This window comes from Micromonospora sp. NPDC049900, from assembly GCF_044461025.1.
Lineage (GTDB): Bacteria > Actinomycetota > Actinomycetes > Mycobacteriales > Micromonosporaceae > Micromonospora.
On record NZ_JBITKM010000003.1, the window covers coordinates 400,485 to 416,435 of the forward strand.

The window sequence follows — 15,951 nt, forward strand, 5'->3', positions numbered from 1 at the left end:
CATGCGCCTGCTGATCGGACAGACCGGAGCGCCGACCGCCGTGGTCAACGCCAGCCTCCACGGCTTCCTGGAAGCCGCCGACGGGCACCCGGTGCTGGCCCTGCGCGGTGGGCCGGACGCCCTGGTGAGCGGGGCGTTCACCGAGGTGACCCGGGCTGACGTGCCGGTGGCGGTGACCCGCCGGGGTGGGTCCTGGCTCGGCGCGGGCCGCCGGGCGGTGACCGTCGCCGACCTCGACGCCGCACTGGACTCGCTCGACCGGCACCAGGTCGACGGCGTGTCGCTGATCGGCGGCAACGGCACCATGGCCCTGCTGCACGCCCTCGGCGAGCGGGCCGCCGAGCGGGGACGGCCGCTGCTCACCGTCGGCATCCCGAAGACGGTCGACAACGACCTGGTCGGCGTCGACCACAGTCCCGGGTACGCCTCGGCCGCCCGGTACCTGACCCGCATCGTCCCGGACCTGGCCCGCGACCACGCGGCGATGGCCGGCGTGGAACCGGTCCGGATCGTGGAGACCCTCGGTCGCTCGGTGGGCTGGCTGGCGCTGGCCGCGACCTGGCACGGCGACGACCCGGCGCACGCACCCCACCTGGTGCTGCTGCCGGAGGTCCCGTTCGACACGACCGTCTTCCTGGACCGGGTCGCCGACGCCCTGGCCGCCCACGGTCGGGCCTTCGTGGTGGTCAGCGAGGGCGCCGCGCCGGAACTGACCGACGAGCCGTTCGAGGCGGCCAACCACACCCGCATCCTGCTCGGCGGCGTCTGTCGGGTACTCGCCCGCACCGTCGGCGCGCGGCTCGGCGTCGCCGCTCGGGGCGAGGTGCTCGGGATGGCGCAGCGCAGTGCCGCCTCCCTCGCCTCCGAGACCGACCGACGCGAGGCCGCCGAGGTCGGGCGGCGCGCGGCCCGGCTGCTGGTGGAGGGCGTCGGCGGGGTCATGGTCGGGCTGCACCGCCGGCCCGGCGATTCGTACGACGTCGGGTACGACCCGGTGCCGCTGGCCGAGGTGGCCGGGCGGACCCGGGCCGTGCCCGAGCAGTGGCGCACCACCCACCCCACCGAGCTCGACTCCTTCCACCGCTGGCTGGAACCCCTGCTCGGCTGACACGAGAACACGGAAGGGCAAGACATGCGCAGATATCTCACCGCCGGGATCGCTCTGGCCATGACCGGCGGGCTCCTCGTCGGCTGCGGCGGAGGCGACTCCGCCGGATCGTCCGACGAGATCAACCTCATCATGTCCAACCACCCCTGGCAGCGGGCGATCGAGCCGCTGATCGGCGACTTCGAGCGCGAGTCGGGGCTGAAGGTGCGGGTGCAGACCTTCGCCGAGCAGCAGATGCGCGACAAGGTGCAACTCAACCTGCAGTCGCGCAGCTCCGCCATGGACGTGTTCATGGCGCTGCCCTCCCGCGAGGGGCCGCAGTTCGCCCGGTCGAACTACTACGAGCCGCTGGACTCGTACGTCTCCGGTGCCGCCGACTACAACGTCGAGGACTTCCCCGAGGCGGTACGGGCCGGCATGACCGTCGACGGCAAGCAGATCGCCGCGCCGATCAACGTCGAAGCCGTGGTCCTCTACTACCGCAAGGACCTGTTCCAGCAGTACAACCTCACTCCGCCGACGACGTTGGCGGAGCTGACCAGTACCGCGGCGGCGATCAAGGACCGCTCGAACGGTGCGGTCACGCCGATCGCGTTGCGGGGGCAGTCGACGGCGCTGCCGTTCACCTTCGGTCCGTTCCTGCACGCGCGCGGGGTGGAGTGGACGAAGGAGGACAAGGTCACGCCCAACTTCGACGACCCGCGTGCGGTCGAGGCGATCGACCAGTACGCCACCCTGGCCCGCGAGTACGGCCCGGACGGCGTGGTCAACAACACCTTCACCCAGTCCTCGGCGCTGATGGCCGCCGGCAACGCGGCGATGATGCTGGAGTCGAGCAACGAGGTCAGCAGTATCACCGACCCGGGTAGCTCGAAGGTGGCCGACGACCTGGGCGTGGTGGCGTTCCCCGCCGGAGAGGCCGGTTCCCGCACCACGATCCTGTCCTGGGGGCTGGCGGTCTCGTCGTTCTCCCAGAAGAAGGACGCTGCCTGGAAGTTCGTCGAGTGGGCGACCAGCGCCGAGGTCCAGCAGAAGCTGACCGAGTCGGGCATCGCCCCGCCGCGTACCTCGGTGGCCGGTTCGGAGGCGTACACCTCCTCGCTCGACACCGACCTGCTCAAGGAGTGGAACGAGGTGCTGACCTCGGCGCAGACCACCGGCTCCACCGAGGTCGGTCCGGTCGGTGTGGCGGCGCCGGAGATGCGCAAGATCATCGGCGACGCGGTCGGCCTGGCGATCCTGGGCCGGGCCTCGGCCGCCGAGGCGGCCAAGCAGATCCAGGACGGTCTCGCCCCGCAGTTGGCCAAGAACGAGGGATGACGTAGTGGTCACCACGAGTCCGTCGGACGTCTCCCGCTCCGGTAAGCCGGAGCGGGGGGCGTCGCCCCCCGCACCACGGCAGCGCCGCCGACGGCGGGTCGATCCGACCGCGCGGGGCATCATGCCGTTCGTCCTGCCGGCGCTGCTCGCCACCGGCGCCCTGGTGCTGGTGCCGATCGTCTACACCCTGTGGTTGTCGATCACCGATCGGCGGCCCGACGGCACCAACGCCGGTCTGCTCGGCTTCGGCAACTACCGGGAGATGCTGGCCACCCCCGAGTTCTGGAACTCGCTGCGGGTGACGATCTTCCTCTTCGTCGTCTGTCTCCTCGTCGAGACGCTGCTCGGCCTGGTGCTCGGGTACGTGATGAGCCTCGACGTGCCCGGCCGGCGGATCTTCCAGGGGATGATGCTCATCCCGGCGATAACCGCGAGCGTGGCGGTCGGTCTGCTGTGGCTGCTGATCATGGATCCCACGCTCGGCGCGGCCAATCAGATCCTCGGCGCGGTCGGCATCGACCCGGTGATCTGGCTCGGCGACCCGAGCATCGCGCCGTGGTCCATCGCGCTGGTCGACATCTGGCAGTGGACGCCGTTCATGGCGCTGATCATCTCGGCGGGTATCCGGGCGCTGCCCGAGGAGCCGTTCGAGGCCGCCGCGATCGACGGGGCGAGCGCGTGGCGGACCGCCTGGCACATCGGCCTGCCGCTGCTGCGCCCGGTGCTGACCGTGGCGATCCTGCTGCGCACCGTGGACCTGGTCCGGTTCTTCGACACCGTCTACATCATGACCCAGGGGGGTCCGGTGAATTCGACGAACACCCTGAACGTCTACGGCTACCGGGCCGCCTTCATCGACCAGGCCCCCAGCTACGCGGCGGCGTTGCAGATCACGCTGCTCGTCCTGGTGATCGGCATCGCCGGCCTCTTCACCTGGCTGCGTTCCCGGGAGGCGAAGTGAGCACCGTGACCAGCGCCGACACCGCCCGTCAGCCCCGCCGCCGTCGCCTCGGCGTCTATGCGGCGTACGCCGTCTTCACCGTGATCTTCTTCGGCCCGGTGCTGTTCATGCTCTGGTCCTCGCTGCGGCGCAACGTCGACATCACCGGCTCGATCTTCGCCGTGACGTCGGCGCTGACCCTGGAGAACTACACCGCCCTGTTCGAGCGGTTCGACTTCGGTCGCTACATCGTCAACAGCTTCATCGTCGCCGGTGGCTCGACCCTGCTCGGCCTGCTGCTGGGGGTGCCCGCGGCGTACGTCGTGGTCCGCCGCAACCTGCCCGGTCTGGGATTCCTCACCCTGCTGGCCCGGATGGCCCCCGGCGTGCTGTTCGTGTTGCCGCTCTTCGTCCTGTCGGTACGCATCGACGCGCCCTCGAACACCATGCTGAACTACGGGCTGCTGATCGTCGCGCACCTGATCATCACGATGCCGCTCTGCATCTGGCTGCTGATCCCCTTCTTCGAGGAGATCCCGATCAGCATCGAGGAGTCGACGCTGATCGACGGCGCGAACGCCTGGCAGCGGTTCACCCGGATCGCCCTGCCGCTGGCCCTGCCGGGGCTGTCGGTGGCACTGACGCTCAGCTTCGTCTTCTCCTGGAACTACTTCCTGTTCGCGCTCGCCCTGGCGAACAACGAGACGCTGCCGCTGACCGTCATCGCGTTCAACTTCATCGGCCAGGGATCGAACGACTTCGGTGGCCTGATGGCCGCCAGCACACTGATCTCGGCCCCCGCGCTGCTGCTCACCATCTTCGCGCAGCGCTGGCTGGTCCGGGGCATCACCGGAGGTGCGGTCAAGTGAGCACGACCAGTTCCCGGGCCCGGTTCACCGGCGACGGGCGGATCGACTTCGAGCAGGTGTCGCTCGGCCCGGTGGCACCGGGCGAGGTGCGGCTGCGGGTCGACGTCTGCGCGCTCTGCGGGTCGGACAAGCGGCTGCTCGCCGCGGGTTCGCCGGTGGTGCCCGGCCACGAGATCGGTGGCACGGTCGTCGAGGTGGGCGAGGGCGTGGACGTGCCGAGCGGCACCCGGGCCATCGTCTACATCCCCGTCTACTGCGGCGAGTGCGTCCGCTGCCGGGCCGGGATGACCAACCAGTGCCTGGCCCTGGGGGAGCTGATCGGGTGGCAACGCGACGGCGGGTTCGCCGAGCACGTGGACGTGCCGGCCCGGTGCGTGCTGCCGGTCCCCGACGACGTCGCGTTGGACGTCGCCGTGCTCGGTCTGGACACCGTCGGCACCGCCGCGCACGCGTTGCGGTTGGCGCGGCGTACCCGGGTCGGCGACGTCGACCGGACGCTGGTGGTGGGCGCCGGACCGCTGGGACTGGGTGTGGTGGCCGTGGCGCCGCTGCTGGGCGTCGGCGAGGTGCACGCGTACGACCCGCACCCCGGCCGGTCGGCCACCGCCGAGCGGCTCGGTGCCGTCCCCACCACCGCCGAGGCACTGACCCGGGAGAACCAGTACGACCTGGTGGTCGAGGTGTCCGGGGCGGCTGCCGCCCGGGAGACCGCCCAGCGGGTGGTCACCCCCGGCGGGACGGTGGTGGCGCTCGGCGAGTCGAATGAGCCGTACACCATGCCGGCGACACCGCGCTGGCGGCGCACGGACTGCTTCACGGTGCGCTCGTTCTACTTCCCGACCAGCGAGGTCGAGGAGAACTGGGCGCTGCTGCGGGCGGTCGGCGGCACCCTGCGCGACACCCTGACCCACCCGCTGCCCCTCGCCGAGCTGCCCGGAGCGTTCGCCCGGTTCGTCGCCGGTGACTACGTCAAGCCCTGCATCGTCACGGAGGAAGCCCGATGAGTCTGCTGATCCTCGCCATGGACCAGCGCCCCTGGTTGACCAAGGCCCTCTACGGGCACACCGGCACGGCCGCCGTCACCGAGCGGGCCGCCATCGCCGACGGCAAGCACATGGTCCTCGACGGACTGCTCGCCGCCCTGGCCGCTGCGCCCGAGCTGCGGGAACACGCTGCGGTGCTGGTCGACGACCTGCTCGGGCCGGGCGTGCCGGAACGGGCCCACGCCCACCGGGTCGCCCTGAGCATGCCGTTGGAGCGCGGTGGCCTCGACGTCTACGAGACCGAGCCGGCGGACCTGCCCGGGTTCCTGCGTCACCACACGCCGACGCTGCCGAAGGTGCTGATCCGCTACAACGTGGACGGCGACCGCGAGGGCAACGCCGTGCAGCGGGACCGGCTGGCCGAGGTGGCCACGGCGGTACGCGACGCGGGCGGCCGGTTCCTGGTCGAACTCCTGGTGCCGCCGACGCCCGGACAGCTCGCCGCAGTCGACGGCGACACCGCCGCCTTCGACCGCAAGCTGCGCCCCGAGCTGATCCTGCGCGGGATGACGGAACTGTCGCAGGCGTTCCCGGTCGACGTGTGGAAGTTGGAGCATCTCGCCGAGGTCGGCCACTACCGGGCCGCCGCCGACCTGGCCGCCGCCACCGGCGGCGAGTGCATCCTGTTGGGTGCCAATGCTCCGGTGGAGACGGTGGACGGGTGGCTGCGCGAGGCGGCGGCCGGCGGCTTCACCGGCTTCGCCATCGGCCGTAGCATCTGGTGGGACGCGCTGCGCGGACTGCTCTCCGGCGCGGTCGCCCGCCCGGACGCCGTCGCCGCGGTGGCGGCGACATACCACCGGTTCGCCACGGGTTTCCTGGCCGCCGCGTCCACCGCCGCGGCCGGCACCGGGTCGGCCGGGACGTCCACCGAGTGAGGTCACCTGTGCCGTCCACGTCGATCCCTCCGCAGCAGCGCACCGCCGCCGAGACCTCGGCCCGACCGCCTGCCGAGGAGGCGGTGCGGGCCGGGGAGGTCATCTATCGGACGGTCCGTGACCGGATCATCTCCGGTGAGCTGCGGCCCGGGACCCGGCTCAGCGTTCCGGCGTTGGCCGAGGAGTTCTCGGTCAGCCGCAGCCCGGTGCGCGATGCCGTCGTCCGGCTGGTCCAGGAGGGCCTCGCCAGCGAGACCATGAACCGGGGCGCGGTCGTGGCCCGGATCGGCGGGGCCGAGTTGGTCAGCCTCTACGAGGCGCGGGAGGCGCTGGAGTGGGCAGCCGCCCGGCTCGCCGCCGAGCGGTACACTCCGGCACTGCGGCGTACGCTGCTCGGTCTGTTGACCGCGCACCGGGCTGCCGCCGAGGCCGGCGACCTGGCCCAGCACCTGGAACTGGACGCGGCGTTCCACCGGGAGATCCGGCTGGCGGCCCAGAGCCCGGTGCTCGCCCAGATGCTCGACGGGGTGCAGGGCCGGGTCCGGATGGCGATGCGGTCCACCAGCGTCCAGGGCGGCATGCTGCTCGCCGTCGACGAGCACCAGGCGATCTTCGAGGCGATCTGCGCCGGTGACGCGGACGGCGCGGCGGAGGCCGCGTTGGCGCACATCCGCCGGCTCAAGGAGCTGTTGCATGACAGTCTCTGACACCGTGTCGACGACCGGTCGCGGCAGCACGACGGCGGTGCGGTTCCACGGTCCGGGTGACGTCCGGCTGGATCGGGTACCCGCCCGTGACCTGCTGCCGGACGAGGTGGCGCTCGCCCCGCTGGCGGTCGGGGTCTGCGGCACCGACGGTCACATCGTGGCGGGCTCCTTCCCCGCCGCCCGGCCGGTCGTGCTCGGGCACGAGGTCTGCGGTCGGGTCACCGAGGTCGGGGCCGACGTCGACGGGCTCGACGTCGGTGACCTGGTGACCGTCGAGCCGCACCGCTACTGCACCGCCTGCGCGTACTGCCGACTCGGCCAGGAGCACCTCTGCGACCACCGGCGCGGCTACGGGGTACGACTGGACGGCGGGATGACCCGACGGCAGGTCGTGCCGGCGCGCATCGCCTACCGGCTGCCGGCGGGAACGCTGCCGTGGATCGGGGCGCTGACCGAGCCGCTGGCCTGCTGCGTACACGGGATGGACCGGCTGGCGCCGGTCTCCGGCCTACCGGCGCTGGTCTACGGCGCCGGTCCGGCCGGGGCGATGATGGTGGCGCTGGCCCGGTCCGCCGGCTGTGCCCCGGTGGTGGCGATGGACCCGCGTGCGGACCGGCGCAGGCTGGCCCTGGCGATGGGGGCGCACGCGGCGTTCGACCCGACCGACCCGGGGACGCAGGCGGCGGCCCGGGCGCTGACCGGCGGCTTCGGATTCCCGTACGTCGTCGACGCCGTCGGGTCGTCGCGGATCCTGCGCGACGCGATGGCGATGGCGTCGCGGGGCGGGCGGATCCTGGTCTTCGGAGTCGCCCACCCCGAGGACGAGGCGGGCATCCGGCCGAACGAGATCTTCTCCCGCGAGCTGACGATCATCGGCGCGTTGATCAACCCGTACACCCACCAGCGGGCGGTGGGGCTGCTCTCCGCACTGCCGCTGGAGCGCCTGACCCCGGCCTTCTTCGGGCTCGACGAGTTACCGGCGGCCCTGGCCGAGCAGCGGTCCGGCACCGCCGACAAGGTCTTCCTCGCACCGTACGGCCGGCAGGCCGCCACCAGCGCGGTCGGCTGACCGGACGTTCGCCCGGTCGGTGCGGACGATCCGCCGCACCGACGTCAGGGGATGGACGTGGGCGTGGTCAGGGCGGGGAGCAGACGCCGTTGCGCCATGCCCAGGCGGCGATCTCGACCCGGTTGCGGGCGGCGAGTTTGCGCTGCACGTTGGCCAGGTGTGTCTTGACCGTCGAGAGCGTCACGAAGAGCCGTCCGGCGATCTCGTCGTTGGTGTGCCCGTGCGCCACGAGCCGGACCACGGCGAGTTCGCGTTCGGTGAGCGGCTCGACGGGCGGTGCCTCCGGTGTCCCGGGTTCGTCGACCCGGCGGGGAGCCAGGTGCGACAGCAGCCGCACGGTCACCGCCGGGGAGATCAGCGAGGTCCCGGCGGCAGCGGCGCGTACCGCCTCCACCAGCAGGTTGGGTGAGGTGTCCTTGAGCAGGAAGCCGCACGCGCCGTTGCGCAGCGCCCGGTAGACGTACTCGTCGAGGTCGAAGGTGGTGACGATGAGGACGTTGAGCGGGTCCCGGACGGCCGGACCGGCCAGCAGCCGGGTCGCTTCGAGGCCGTCGAGCTTCGGCATCCGGATGTCGAGCAGGCACACGTCGGGGCGGAGTCGGCGGGCCTGGTCCACGGCGGCCTCGCCGTCCGCCGCCTCGGCCACCACCTCGATGTCCGGCTGGGTGGTCAGGATCATGCGGAACGCCGTACGGATCATGTCCTGGTCGTCGGCGAGCAGGAGCCGGATGGTCATGCGTCGTCCTTCGGTGCGGCCCCGGCCCCGCGCCCGAGCGGACGGAACCGGCGTCGACCACCCGGAGGGCGGTCGTCGATCGGCAGGGTCGCGGTGACCTGCCATCCTGACTCGTCGGGCCCGGCCGAGAGTTCGCCTCCCGCAGCCCGTACCCGCTCGCCGAGGCCGGTCAGGCCGAAGCCGCCGGCCGGCAGCGGCGACCCGGAGGGCTTTCCGTCGTTGCGGATCGACACCTCGGCGAGATCGGGCCGATCGGTCCGGATCCGGATCCCGATGTCGATCCGCGTCACCTCGGTGGTGTGGCGCAGCACGTTGGTCAGCGCTTCCAGCACGGTGTGATGTGCCGCGTCGAGGGTGGCGTCGGGCATGGGCCGGTGCGCCAGCGCCTCGTCGACGGAGACGGTCGGCGTGGGATGTCCGGGGGGCAGGGTGCCGGTGACCGCGGTGAGCATCTCGTCCAGTGTGCCGTGGGCGGGCGCGGGCGTGGCCGTCTCGTCGCGCAGGAGGCCGACGAGCGTACGCATCGAGGTGAGCGCCTGACCGCCGGCCTGTTCGACACCGGCCAGCAACTCGTCCAGGTCCTCGGCGGACGGCGCCGCACCAGAACTCGTGACGAATCGGATGGCGCGCGTCTGCGCCACGATCGCGGTCACGTGGTGTGCGACGTAGTCGTGCAGGTCGCGGGCGTGGTCCATGCGTTCCGCCTGTCGGGCCAGCCGGTCGAGGTCGACCCGGCGGCGCTCCAGCAGGCGCAGGTAGAGGCCGAGCAGCGCCAGGAACAGCACCCAGGCGGTCAGCGCGACGACGACCAGGTCGCCGTACTGCGCCATGGTCCCCGCGTTGACCGGATGCAGCAGGACCCGGGACGGCAGCACGGCGATGGCGAGGATCGCCAGGGCGGCCGGACCTGCCGCGTGCCGGATCGGATGCTGCATGACCAGGCGGATCACCGCCACCGAGAGCACGGCGAGTTCCACGACGCCGAACGTGTGCTCCGGGCGCAGCGTCGGGATGAGCCCGAACGCGATCGAGACCGCGAGCGACACCGCCGCCGCGACGGCGAGTGCGATCGGGCGGGCCTCGGCCAGCAGCACCACGGCGACCGCGAGCAGCCCGCTGACGATCAGGCCGAGCGTGGCGGGCAGGGTGGGGCCGTCGAGCCCTTCGAGGACGACGAGGGCCGCCGCCACGACCGCGAGCAGACCCGCCGTCACCCGCTGTGACCTGCGAGGACCCGGAAAGATGACCAGCACGGAAGGCCACGGTACGACACCGGCGTCCGGTCGGCGTAGTTCTTTCGGCCGACTCCCCGCAGCGCCGGTCGGTAACACGGTTGAGGTGCGTCCCCGCCCCGCCGTCGCACGATCGAACCCGCACCGAACGACGAGCGGAGGAAATCGTGGCAACGACAGTGCAGGCCGAGGGTCTGCGAGTGAGGACCGGCCGGTACGTGGCCGTCGACGGCGTCGACCTGGATCTGGGCGCCGGCGTCCACGGGCTGCTCGGCCCGAACGGCGCCGGCAAGACCACCCTGATCCGGGCGCTGGCGACCGTACTGCCCCCGCACCACGGTCGACTCCGTCTGCTGGGACAGCCGATGGAGGGGCGGCCCGACCTGCGCGCAGTACGGCGAGCCCTGGGCTACCTACCCCAGGAGTTCGGCTACTACCCGCGCTTCACGGTGGCCGAGTTCGTCGAGTACATGGCGTGGATCAAGGACGTGCCGCGCGGCAGGCGACGCCGGGCCGTGCGGAACGCGGTCGAGCGGGTGGGTCTGGCCGACCGGGCGGACTCCCGGCTGAAGGCGCTCTCCGGCGGCATGCTGCGCCGGGCCGGGATCGCGCAGGCGATCGTGAACGAACCGGAGTTGCTGCTGCTCGACGAGCCGACCGTGGGCCTCGACCCGCAGCAGCGGCTCGACTTCCGGGCACTGCTGCGTGACCTCGGCGAACGCTCCTGTGTCGTCGTCTCGACGCACCTCGTCGAGGACGTGGCCGCCGCCTGCACCAGCGTGGTGCTGGCCGACGCCGGCCGGATCGTGTTCCATGGCACGCCGGACGACATCGCGGCAGCCGGCGGTCCCGACGACGCCGGGGACAGCCCGATCGAACGCGGGTACTCGGCGCTGATCACGCGGCACCGCGCCGGACTGGTGGTGGCGCCGTGAACCGGATCGTCGGGATCGAACTACGCCGCTCCGACGCGCTTCTCGCGGGGGCCGCGACCGCCGCGCTCGGTGTGGCGGGACTCTATGTGCTCGCGCTCACCGGGCAGACCGCCCTCTGGGACCAGCAGTGGACCATCCTCGCCGTCTTCCAGCGCATCATGCTGGTGATCCTCTGGCCGCTGGCGCTGGCGGCCGGTGCCTGGCAGGCGGGCCGGGACCGGCGCAACCGGATCGAGGAACTGCTGGGCACCACCCCGGTCTCCCGATGGCGGCGGACGGGACCGTTCGCCCTGGTCACCGCAGCCTGCCTGGCGGCCGGCTACCTTCTCGTGCTGGCCGCCGGGGCACCGAAGGTCGCCGCCGCCGCCGGCCACCCGGGCACCGGCTGGCCGGCGGTGACACTGGTCGGCGTACTGGCCCTGGTCGCCGCCGGCTGGCTCGGCCTCGGCGTGGGCCGGCTGCTGCCGTACGCGTACACCCCTGCGGTCCTGGGTGTGGGCGGCCTGGCCGCACTTCTCGCGGCGATCGAGCTGACCAGGCCCAGCGAGGCCACCGACCCCGGGGCGGCCCTGCTGCTGCCCTTCTTCACCACCACGATCTCCGAGTTCGAGATGGTCGCCGGTTCGGTGAGCGCGGGGCAGGCGGGGTGGTTCGGGGGGTTGGCCGCCGGGGGACTGGTGCTGTTCCTCGCGCGGAACCCGGTGCTACGACTGCTCGCCGTCGTCCCGCCGGCACTCGGGCTGGCACTCGCCGCGCCGATGCTGACCGTGCCGCTGGAGGAGGCTTTCCCGATCGACCCGGCCGCAGTCGCCGAGGTGTGCACCACCGACGACGGGCCGAAGGTCTGCGTCAGCGCGGCCCACAGCCGGGAGTTGCCCGCGCTCGTCGCACCGGCCCGGGAGGCGTTGCGTCTGCTCGCCGAACTGCCGGACGCGCCGACCTCGGTCCACGAGGCGGCACCCGGACTCGGCCGTCCACAGCCGGCCACCGAGGCGTGGCTGGACACCGGCAACCTCACCGCGACCGACGATCCCGCCGAGTTGACCGCCCGCATCCTGGCCGGGGCCGGTACGCCGCTCTGCGTCCGCGCCGACGACGACTCCTACCTCGACGCGCTGCGTGCCCGGTCCGTGACGGCCGCCTGGCTGCACGGCGGTCATCCGGCGCCCGGCCAGAACGTCTTCGGGGACGAGCAGGCCGTCCGGGACGAGATGTGGACGACGTTCACCGCGCTGCCGGACGACGAGCAGGTCCGCCGGGTCGCCGCCGTACGCGCTGCCGGTCTGACCTGCGGTGACCAGGCTGCCGCCCTCGGCATCGGAGGCGGCCGGTGACCTCGGCGCTGCTGTTCCTCCGTTCCCGTGAGGTGCCAGGAGGATTGCTGTGCGCGGTGCCGGCCATGGGCCTGCTGGCCTGGATCGGCGCCGCACAGGCCGACGGACGACATGCCGTGACGACCGCCGCGCTGGCCCTGGCGCTGGGCGTGGGTGTCCTCGGGTACGGCCTGGGCGGGCCGGACGGCACCCTGGACGCGACCGCGGCGATCCGGTGGGTACCGCGCCGCGCGGTGCACCTGGCGGCGATCCTCGTGGTCGGATCCGCTGTGGTGACGGCCGTGACGACGGCGCCGGTCGGCATCGTGCTCAGGGACGCGGCCGGTTTCGTCGGGCTCGCCGCGCTGGCGGCGGTGGTGTTCGGTCGGCGGCTGGCCTGGACACTGCCGGTCGTGGCGGGCTGCGTCTCGGCGGGCATCCCCGCCGTACCGGAGCCGATGGCGCTGCACCTGCTCACCTGGGCGGGCCAGCCGGCGGACAGCGTGGCGGCCCTGACGACCGCCGGGGTCCTCGCGGTCACCGGTGCGGCCGGCTACGTGATCCGTGGCCCCCGCCGGATCAGCCCGGTCAGCTGATCCTGTTCCGCCCGTCGCCTCGTCGTCTCGTCGTCTCGTCGCCCGTCGTCTCGTCGCCCGTCGTCCGCCGATCGATGGGCTGTTCGCCGGGGGGGCTCGCGATGCAGCGCATACTCGGCGGGTGTCCTCCCAGCACCACCAGAAGATGCGGCCGCGGTATGTGAGTCTCGGCAGCGGTGAGCTCCTCTCCGTCGTGGTCTTCGCCGTGGTGGCATGGCGGGTCACACCACGATTTGCAGACCCGACGGATGTACGCGCTCTGTGGTCCGCGCTCGTTCCGCTCCTGCTGATCCTGACGCAAGGCGGGGCGTACTGGCTGCTCGCGCGTCGCTGGATCGGGACGGGCCACATGCCGCGCGGACTGGCGGCGTCGTACCACGTGTTTCGCGTGGTCGACGTTGCCGTCCTCGCGGGCGGCCTGGTCGGGGTGCTCGTCTGGTTCCCGGACTCCCTCGCCACAGGCGCCCTGGTGGTCGGAATCTGGCTGTTCGGCGTGCTCGAGTATGTGAACTACTTCGTGGTGAGGCTGAGCTACCCACCGCGCACCTGGTTCTCACAGGTGACTCGGGGACGGTCGCCACGGCTCGTCCAGGACCTGCGCCGCAGCCGGCAGCGGCCGCCGACCGCGCATCATCACCATCGAGGCAGCACTGAGTGAGGACGCACCCTGCGGCGGTGGTCCCCGTCGGCCCGTCTCGACTTCCCGACGCCAACCGGCCGCCGAGCGGCGTCGATCGTCCGGCCCTCGTAGCTCAGGGGATAGAGCATCGGTTTTCCTAACCCCGACGCTCCGCCGCTGTCCGTAGGCCGATGACCTGCGGTTCTTGGCTTCTTGGCCTCGTGTGCCGGTCGCTGCGCGGTCCAGTTGCGATCGCTTGCTGAAGATCAGCAGACCACGCCCTTTCGGTCCTCTGTGACCCTGGCCGGCTGAGGAGCGACCTGCGGGCGAGTTCAGTCTGCTGTCGGGGCGGGAGCCTGCCACAGGGTACTGACCGGCATGGCGCGGAGTCTGTCGCCGAACGGCAGCGTGGAGGTTCCGGTGTAGAGGACGATGCCGGCGACGAAGTCATTGCCGAGGCGCTCGGCGAGCCGGCGTAGCCCGCGGAAGTCGTCGGGTCCGACGGTGGTGGCTGCTTTGACTTCGATCCCGACCACCTGACCAGCTCGGTTCTCGAGCACCGCGTCGACTTCGTACCTGCTCTGGTCCCGGTAGTGGGACAGATCGACGAACTGCTCGGACCAGGTGAGCTGCCGGGACAACTCGGACAGGACAAATGATTCGAGCAACGGGCCGAACGGTGCGCCCGGCCGGAGCAGTGCCCGGGCGTCAGTCGCGATCTCGTTGGCGGCGATGCCCGAGTCGACGAAGATCAGTTTCGATGCGGCGGTGGTCCGGGTGCCCAGATTGCGGGACCAGCCCGGGATCCGCTTGATCAGGAAGATCTCTTCCAGGGCCTGGAGGTAGCGGGCGATCGTCGGTCGACTGAGCCCGAGGGAGGATTCGAGGGAATTGGCGGCGATGATGGTCGCGGACCTGGCCGCAAGCAGGCGTACCAGTTTGCGTAGCTCGCCCTTGTGCTGGATGTCGGACAACTGCCGGACATCGCGGTCGATGAGCGCCTGGACGTAGGCGTCGAGGAACCGTTGGCGGCGGCGCGGGTCGGTACGGGTGGTGGCCTCGGGTAGGCCGCCGCGCACTATCCTGGCCGCATAGTCGGCGCGGGTCACCTCCGACTCGTGTCGCAGGTCAGGACCGAGGGTGAAGACGGCGTCGATGAATCCGTCCGGCTCAGCGTCGAGTTCTCCTTGGGAGAACGGCCAGAGTTCCACGGTCTCCATCCGGCCGGGCAACGCGTCCGGGGCGGCCACCATGCCGAACAACCGTGACGATCCGGTGAGCAGATACCGGCCCGGACGAGGGTCCTCGTCGACTGCTGCCTTGATGGCCAGTAGTAGTTCCGGAGCGCGCTGGATCTCGTCGACGACCAGGAGTTCGGAGGAGTCCACGAACCCGACCGGATCGGCGATCGCCGCCGCCCGGTCCTGAGCCCGATCAAGATCGCGGCGCTCGGCTAGACGATCGCCGGCAACGAGGCGAACCAGGGTGCTCTTGCCTGCTTGGCGTGCTCCGCTGATCAGGACAACGCGGGTGTCCGCCAGAGCAGCATTGACCTGCGCGGCGGCGCGGCGGGGGATTAGGTGCGGTGTGGGCACGGCGTCATCGTAACGCCCGCATTATCGATCTGCGGGGACCTTGGCTTTCGATCTGCGGCACGAGGTGTGTTCGGTACGCGGTCATTTGGTGTTCGATCTGCGGGCCACGCGGGCGAGCCGGTTCGTGGAAGGGGTCCACCGCTATGCCGCGTTGCTGCGGGTGGCGGCGAGTTCGGGGGAAGGCGTTCTCCCAGCGCTGGCGGGCTGGGGCGGCAGCCAGAGGTACCTGCGCCAGCACGCGTGCGGGCCGCCAAGGCGCTGACCGTCAAAGTCCTCACTGCCGCGCGGACGCAGACCGTCGCCGTCGCGGGGGAGGCCACTGCGGCCGGGATCGTGGCGCAGATGGCGACCGATCTGGAAGCGGTCAACGACCGCATCGTCGCCATCGAGAAAACCATCACCGCGGTGGGCGCCGAGCACGAACTGGGAGAGATCGTCACCGGCCTGCCCGGCATCGGCACCACCCTCGCCGCCGAGTTCCTCGCCCACGCCGGCACCCTCACCACCTACCCCAGCGCCGCAGCGCTCGCCGCCCACGCCGGGCTCGCCCCGATCTCCCGCGACTCCGGACGCCGGCAAGGTCATCAGATCCGGCCGCACCGATACCACCGGGGTCTACGCCGGGTGTTCCGCATGTCCAGCTTCACCGCCTTGACCCACTGCCCACGATCACGCGCCTACTACGACAAGAAGCGAGCCGAAGGGAAAACCCACCGCAACCCCTACCAGCCCAAACAGTCAAGATCAGCAGAGGTGGCGCTGTGCGAACTCGCGTAGGGACTCCCGCTGGTGGCGGTGCCAGCGCTGATCACCCCGGGAGCTTCCTGCGGTACGCTGACAGCCGCCGCCGAGCGGCGTTGATCGTCCGGCCCTCGTAGCTCAGGGGATAGAGCATCGGTTTCCTAAACCGTGTGTCGCAGGTTCGAATCCTGCCGGGGGCACCTCGAAGATCAGCCTAAACGCCATCTGGCCTGCGGATACGCTTTACTCT

General features: G+C 71.6%; 16 protein-coding genes and 1 tRNA gene. 14 read left to right on the forward strand and 3 right to left on the reverse strand.

Annotated elements, in window-relative coordinates; genetic code table 11:
* Position 1 precedes the first annotated feature (1 nt).
* From ACIBMZ_RS10200 to ACIBMZ_RS10235, 8 genes are read left to right on the forward strand one after another with little or no spacing between them, the layout of a single operon-like run.
* Positions 2-1,108, forward strand: a complete 1,107-nt coding sequence (locus ACIBMZ_RS10200) for a 6-phosphofructokinase (RefSeq protein ID WP_396692245.1) — start codon at positions 2-4, stop codon at positions 1,106-1,108.
* Between the two features lie 24 nt (positions 1,109-1,132).
* Entirely contained in the window at positions 1,133-2,428 is a 1,296-nt protein-coding gene (locus ACIBMZ_RS10205) for an ABC transporter substrate-binding protein (protein WP_396692246.1), read from the forward strand.
* Between the two features lie 4 nt (positions 2,429-2,432).
* Positions 2,433-3,389, forward strand: a complete 957-nt coding sequence (locus tag ACIBMZ_RS10210) for a carbohydrate ABC transporter permease (RefSeq protein WP_396692247.1) — start codon at positions 2,433-2,435, stop codon at positions 3,387-3,389.
* Complete coding sequence (locus ACIBMZ_RS10215; RefSeq protein WP_396692248.1) at positions 3,386-4,237, forward strand: carbohydrate ABC transporter permease; 852 nt, start codon at positions 3,386-3,388, stop codon at positions 4,235-4,237. The genes ACIBMZ_RS10210 and ACIBMZ_RS10215 overlap by 4 nt, the downstream gene beginning before the upstream one ends.
* Positions 4,234-5,241 (forward strand): alcohol dehydrogenase catalytic domain-containing protein, encoded by a 1,008-nt coding sequence (locus ACIBMZ_RS10220; RefSeq protein WP_396692249.1) that lies wholly within the window; start codon positions 4,234-4,236, stop codon positions 5,239-5,241. The genes ACIBMZ_RS10215 and ACIBMZ_RS10220 overlap by 4 nt, the downstream gene beginning before the upstream one ends.
* A complete protein-coding gene (locus ACIBMZ_RS10225; RefSeq protein ID WP_396692250.1) occupies positions 5,238-6,158 on the forward strand; it encodes a 2-deoxy-5-keto-D-gluconate 6-phosphate aldolase domain-containing protein in 921 nt (306 codons plus the stop codon). Before ACIBMZ_RS10220 ends, ACIBMZ_RS10225 begins: the two co-directional genes overlap by 4 nt.
* 8 nt (positions 6,159-6,166) lie before the next feature.
* Complete coding sequence (locus tag ACIBMZ_RS10230; protein WP_396692251.1) at positions 6,167-6,865, forward strand: GntR family transcriptional regulator; 699 nt, start codon at positions 6,167-6,169, stop codon at positions 6,863-6,865.
* On the forward strand, positions 6,852-7,934 hold the full coding sequence (locus ACIBMZ_RS10235) for an alcohol dehydrogenase catalytic domain-containing protein (RefSeq protein WP_396692252.1): 1,083 nt from the start codon (positions 6,852-6,854) through the stop codon (positions 7,932-7,934). The genes ACIBMZ_RS10230 and ACIBMZ_RS10235 overlap by 14 nt, the downstream gene beginning before the upstream one ends.
* Positions 7,935-8,001: 67 nt before the next feature.
* On the opposite strand, the gene ACIBMZ_RS10240 is transcribed toward ACIBMZ_RS10235, so the two are convergent.
* Complete coding sequence (locus ACIBMZ_RS10240) at positions 8,002-8,670, reverse strand: response regulator (protein WP_396692253.1); 669 nt, start codon at positions 8,668-8,670, stop codon at positions 8,002-8,004.
* The gene (locus ACIBMZ_RS10245; RefSeq protein WP_396692254.1) at positions 8,667-9,923 is read right to left on the reverse strand and encodes a sensor histidine kinase; all 1,257 of its coding nucleotides are present in this window, start codon (positions 9,921-9,923) and stop codon (positions 8,667-8,669) included. Before ACIBMZ_RS10245 ends, ACIBMZ_RS10240 begins: the two co-directional genes overlap by 4 nt.
* A gap of 146 nt (positions 9,924-10,069) precedes the next feature.
* Here ACIBMZ_RS10245 and ACIBMZ_RS10250 point away from each other — a divergent pair, with 146 nt between their 5' ends.
* The 4 genes from ACIBMZ_RS10250 to ACIBMZ_RS10265 all read left to right on the forward strand — a co-directional run bounded on the left by ACIBMZ_RS10250 (position 10,070) and on the right by ACIBMZ_RS10265 (position 13,404).
* Positions 10,070-10,837 (forward strand): ATP-binding cassette domain-containing protein, encoded by a 768-nt coding sequence (locus tag ACIBMZ_RS10250; RefSeq protein ID WP_396692255.1) that lies wholly within the window; start codon positions 10,070-10,072, stop codon positions 10,835-10,837.
* Entirely contained in the window at positions 10,834-12,171 is a 1,338-nt protein-coding gene (locus tag ACIBMZ_RS10255) for a hypothetical protein (RefSeq protein ID WP_396692256.1), read from the forward strand. The genes ACIBMZ_RS10250 and ACIBMZ_RS10255 overlap by 4 nt, the downstream gene beginning before the upstream one ends.
* The gene (locus ACIBMZ_RS10260) at positions 12,168-12,746 is read left to right on the forward strand and encodes a hypothetical protein (protein ID WP_396692257.1); all 579 of its coding nucleotides are present in this window, start codon (positions 12,168-12,170) and stop codon (positions 12,744-12,746) included. Before ACIBMZ_RS10255 ends, ACIBMZ_RS10260 begins: the two co-directional genes overlap by 4 nt.
* A 121-nt stretch (positions 12,747-12,867) precedes the next feature.
* Positions 12,868-13,404: a hypothetical protein gene (locus ACIBMZ_RS10265; protein WP_396692258.1), complete on the forward strand. Its 537-nt coding sequence runs from the start codon at positions 12,868-12,870 to the stop codon at positions 13,402-13,404.
* A gap of 293 nt (positions 13,405-13,697) precedes the next feature.
* Here ACIBMZ_RS10265 and ACIBMZ_RS10270 read toward each other — a convergent pair whose 3' ends face one another.
* A complete protein-coding gene (locus ACIBMZ_RS10270; RefSeq protein ID WP_396692259.1) occupies positions 13,698-14,960 on the reverse strand; it encodes an ATP-binding protein in 1,263 nt (420 codons plus the stop codon).
* 240 nt (positions 14,961-15,200) lie between these two features.
* On the opposite strand from ACIBMZ_RS10270, the gene ACIBMZ_RS10275 reads away from it, so the two are divergent.
* Both ACIBMZ_RS10275 and ACIBMZ_RS10280 read left to right on the forward strand, forming a co-directional pair.
* On the forward strand, positions 15,201-15,737 hold the full coding sequence (locus ACIBMZ_RS10275) for a transposase (protein WP_396692260.1): 537 nt from the start codon (positions 15,201-15,203) through the stop codon (positions 15,735-15,737).
* Between the two features lie 91 nt (positions 15,738-15,828).
* Positions 15,829-15,901: transfer RNA gene (locus ACIBMZ_RS10280), tRNA-Arg, on the forward strand.
* Positions 15,902-15,951 lie beyond the last annotated feature (50 nt).

Bases quoted from the DNA above. Each gene is read 5' to 3' on its own strand.
- ACIBMZ_RS10200 (WP_396692245.1), top strand. From the start codon at position 2: ATGCGCCTGCTGATCGGACAGACCGGAGCGCCGACCGCCGTGGTCAAC.
- ACIBMZ_RS10205 (WP_396692246.1), top strand. From the start codon at position 1,133: ATGCGCAGATATCTCACCGCCGGGATCGCTCTGGCCATGACCGGCGGG.
- ACIBMZ_RS10225 (WP_396692250.1), top strand. From the start codon at position 5,238: ATGAGTCTGCTGATCCTCGCCATGGACCAGCGCCCCTGGTTGACCAAG.
- ACIBMZ_RS10235 (WP_396692252.1), top strand. From the start codon at position 6,852: ATGACAGTCTCTGACACCGTGTCGACGACCGGTCGCGGCAGCACGACG.
- ACIBMZ_RS10240 (WP_396692253.1), bottom strand. From the start codon at position 8,670: ATGACCATCCGGCTCCTGCTCGCCGACGACCAGGACATGATCCGTACG.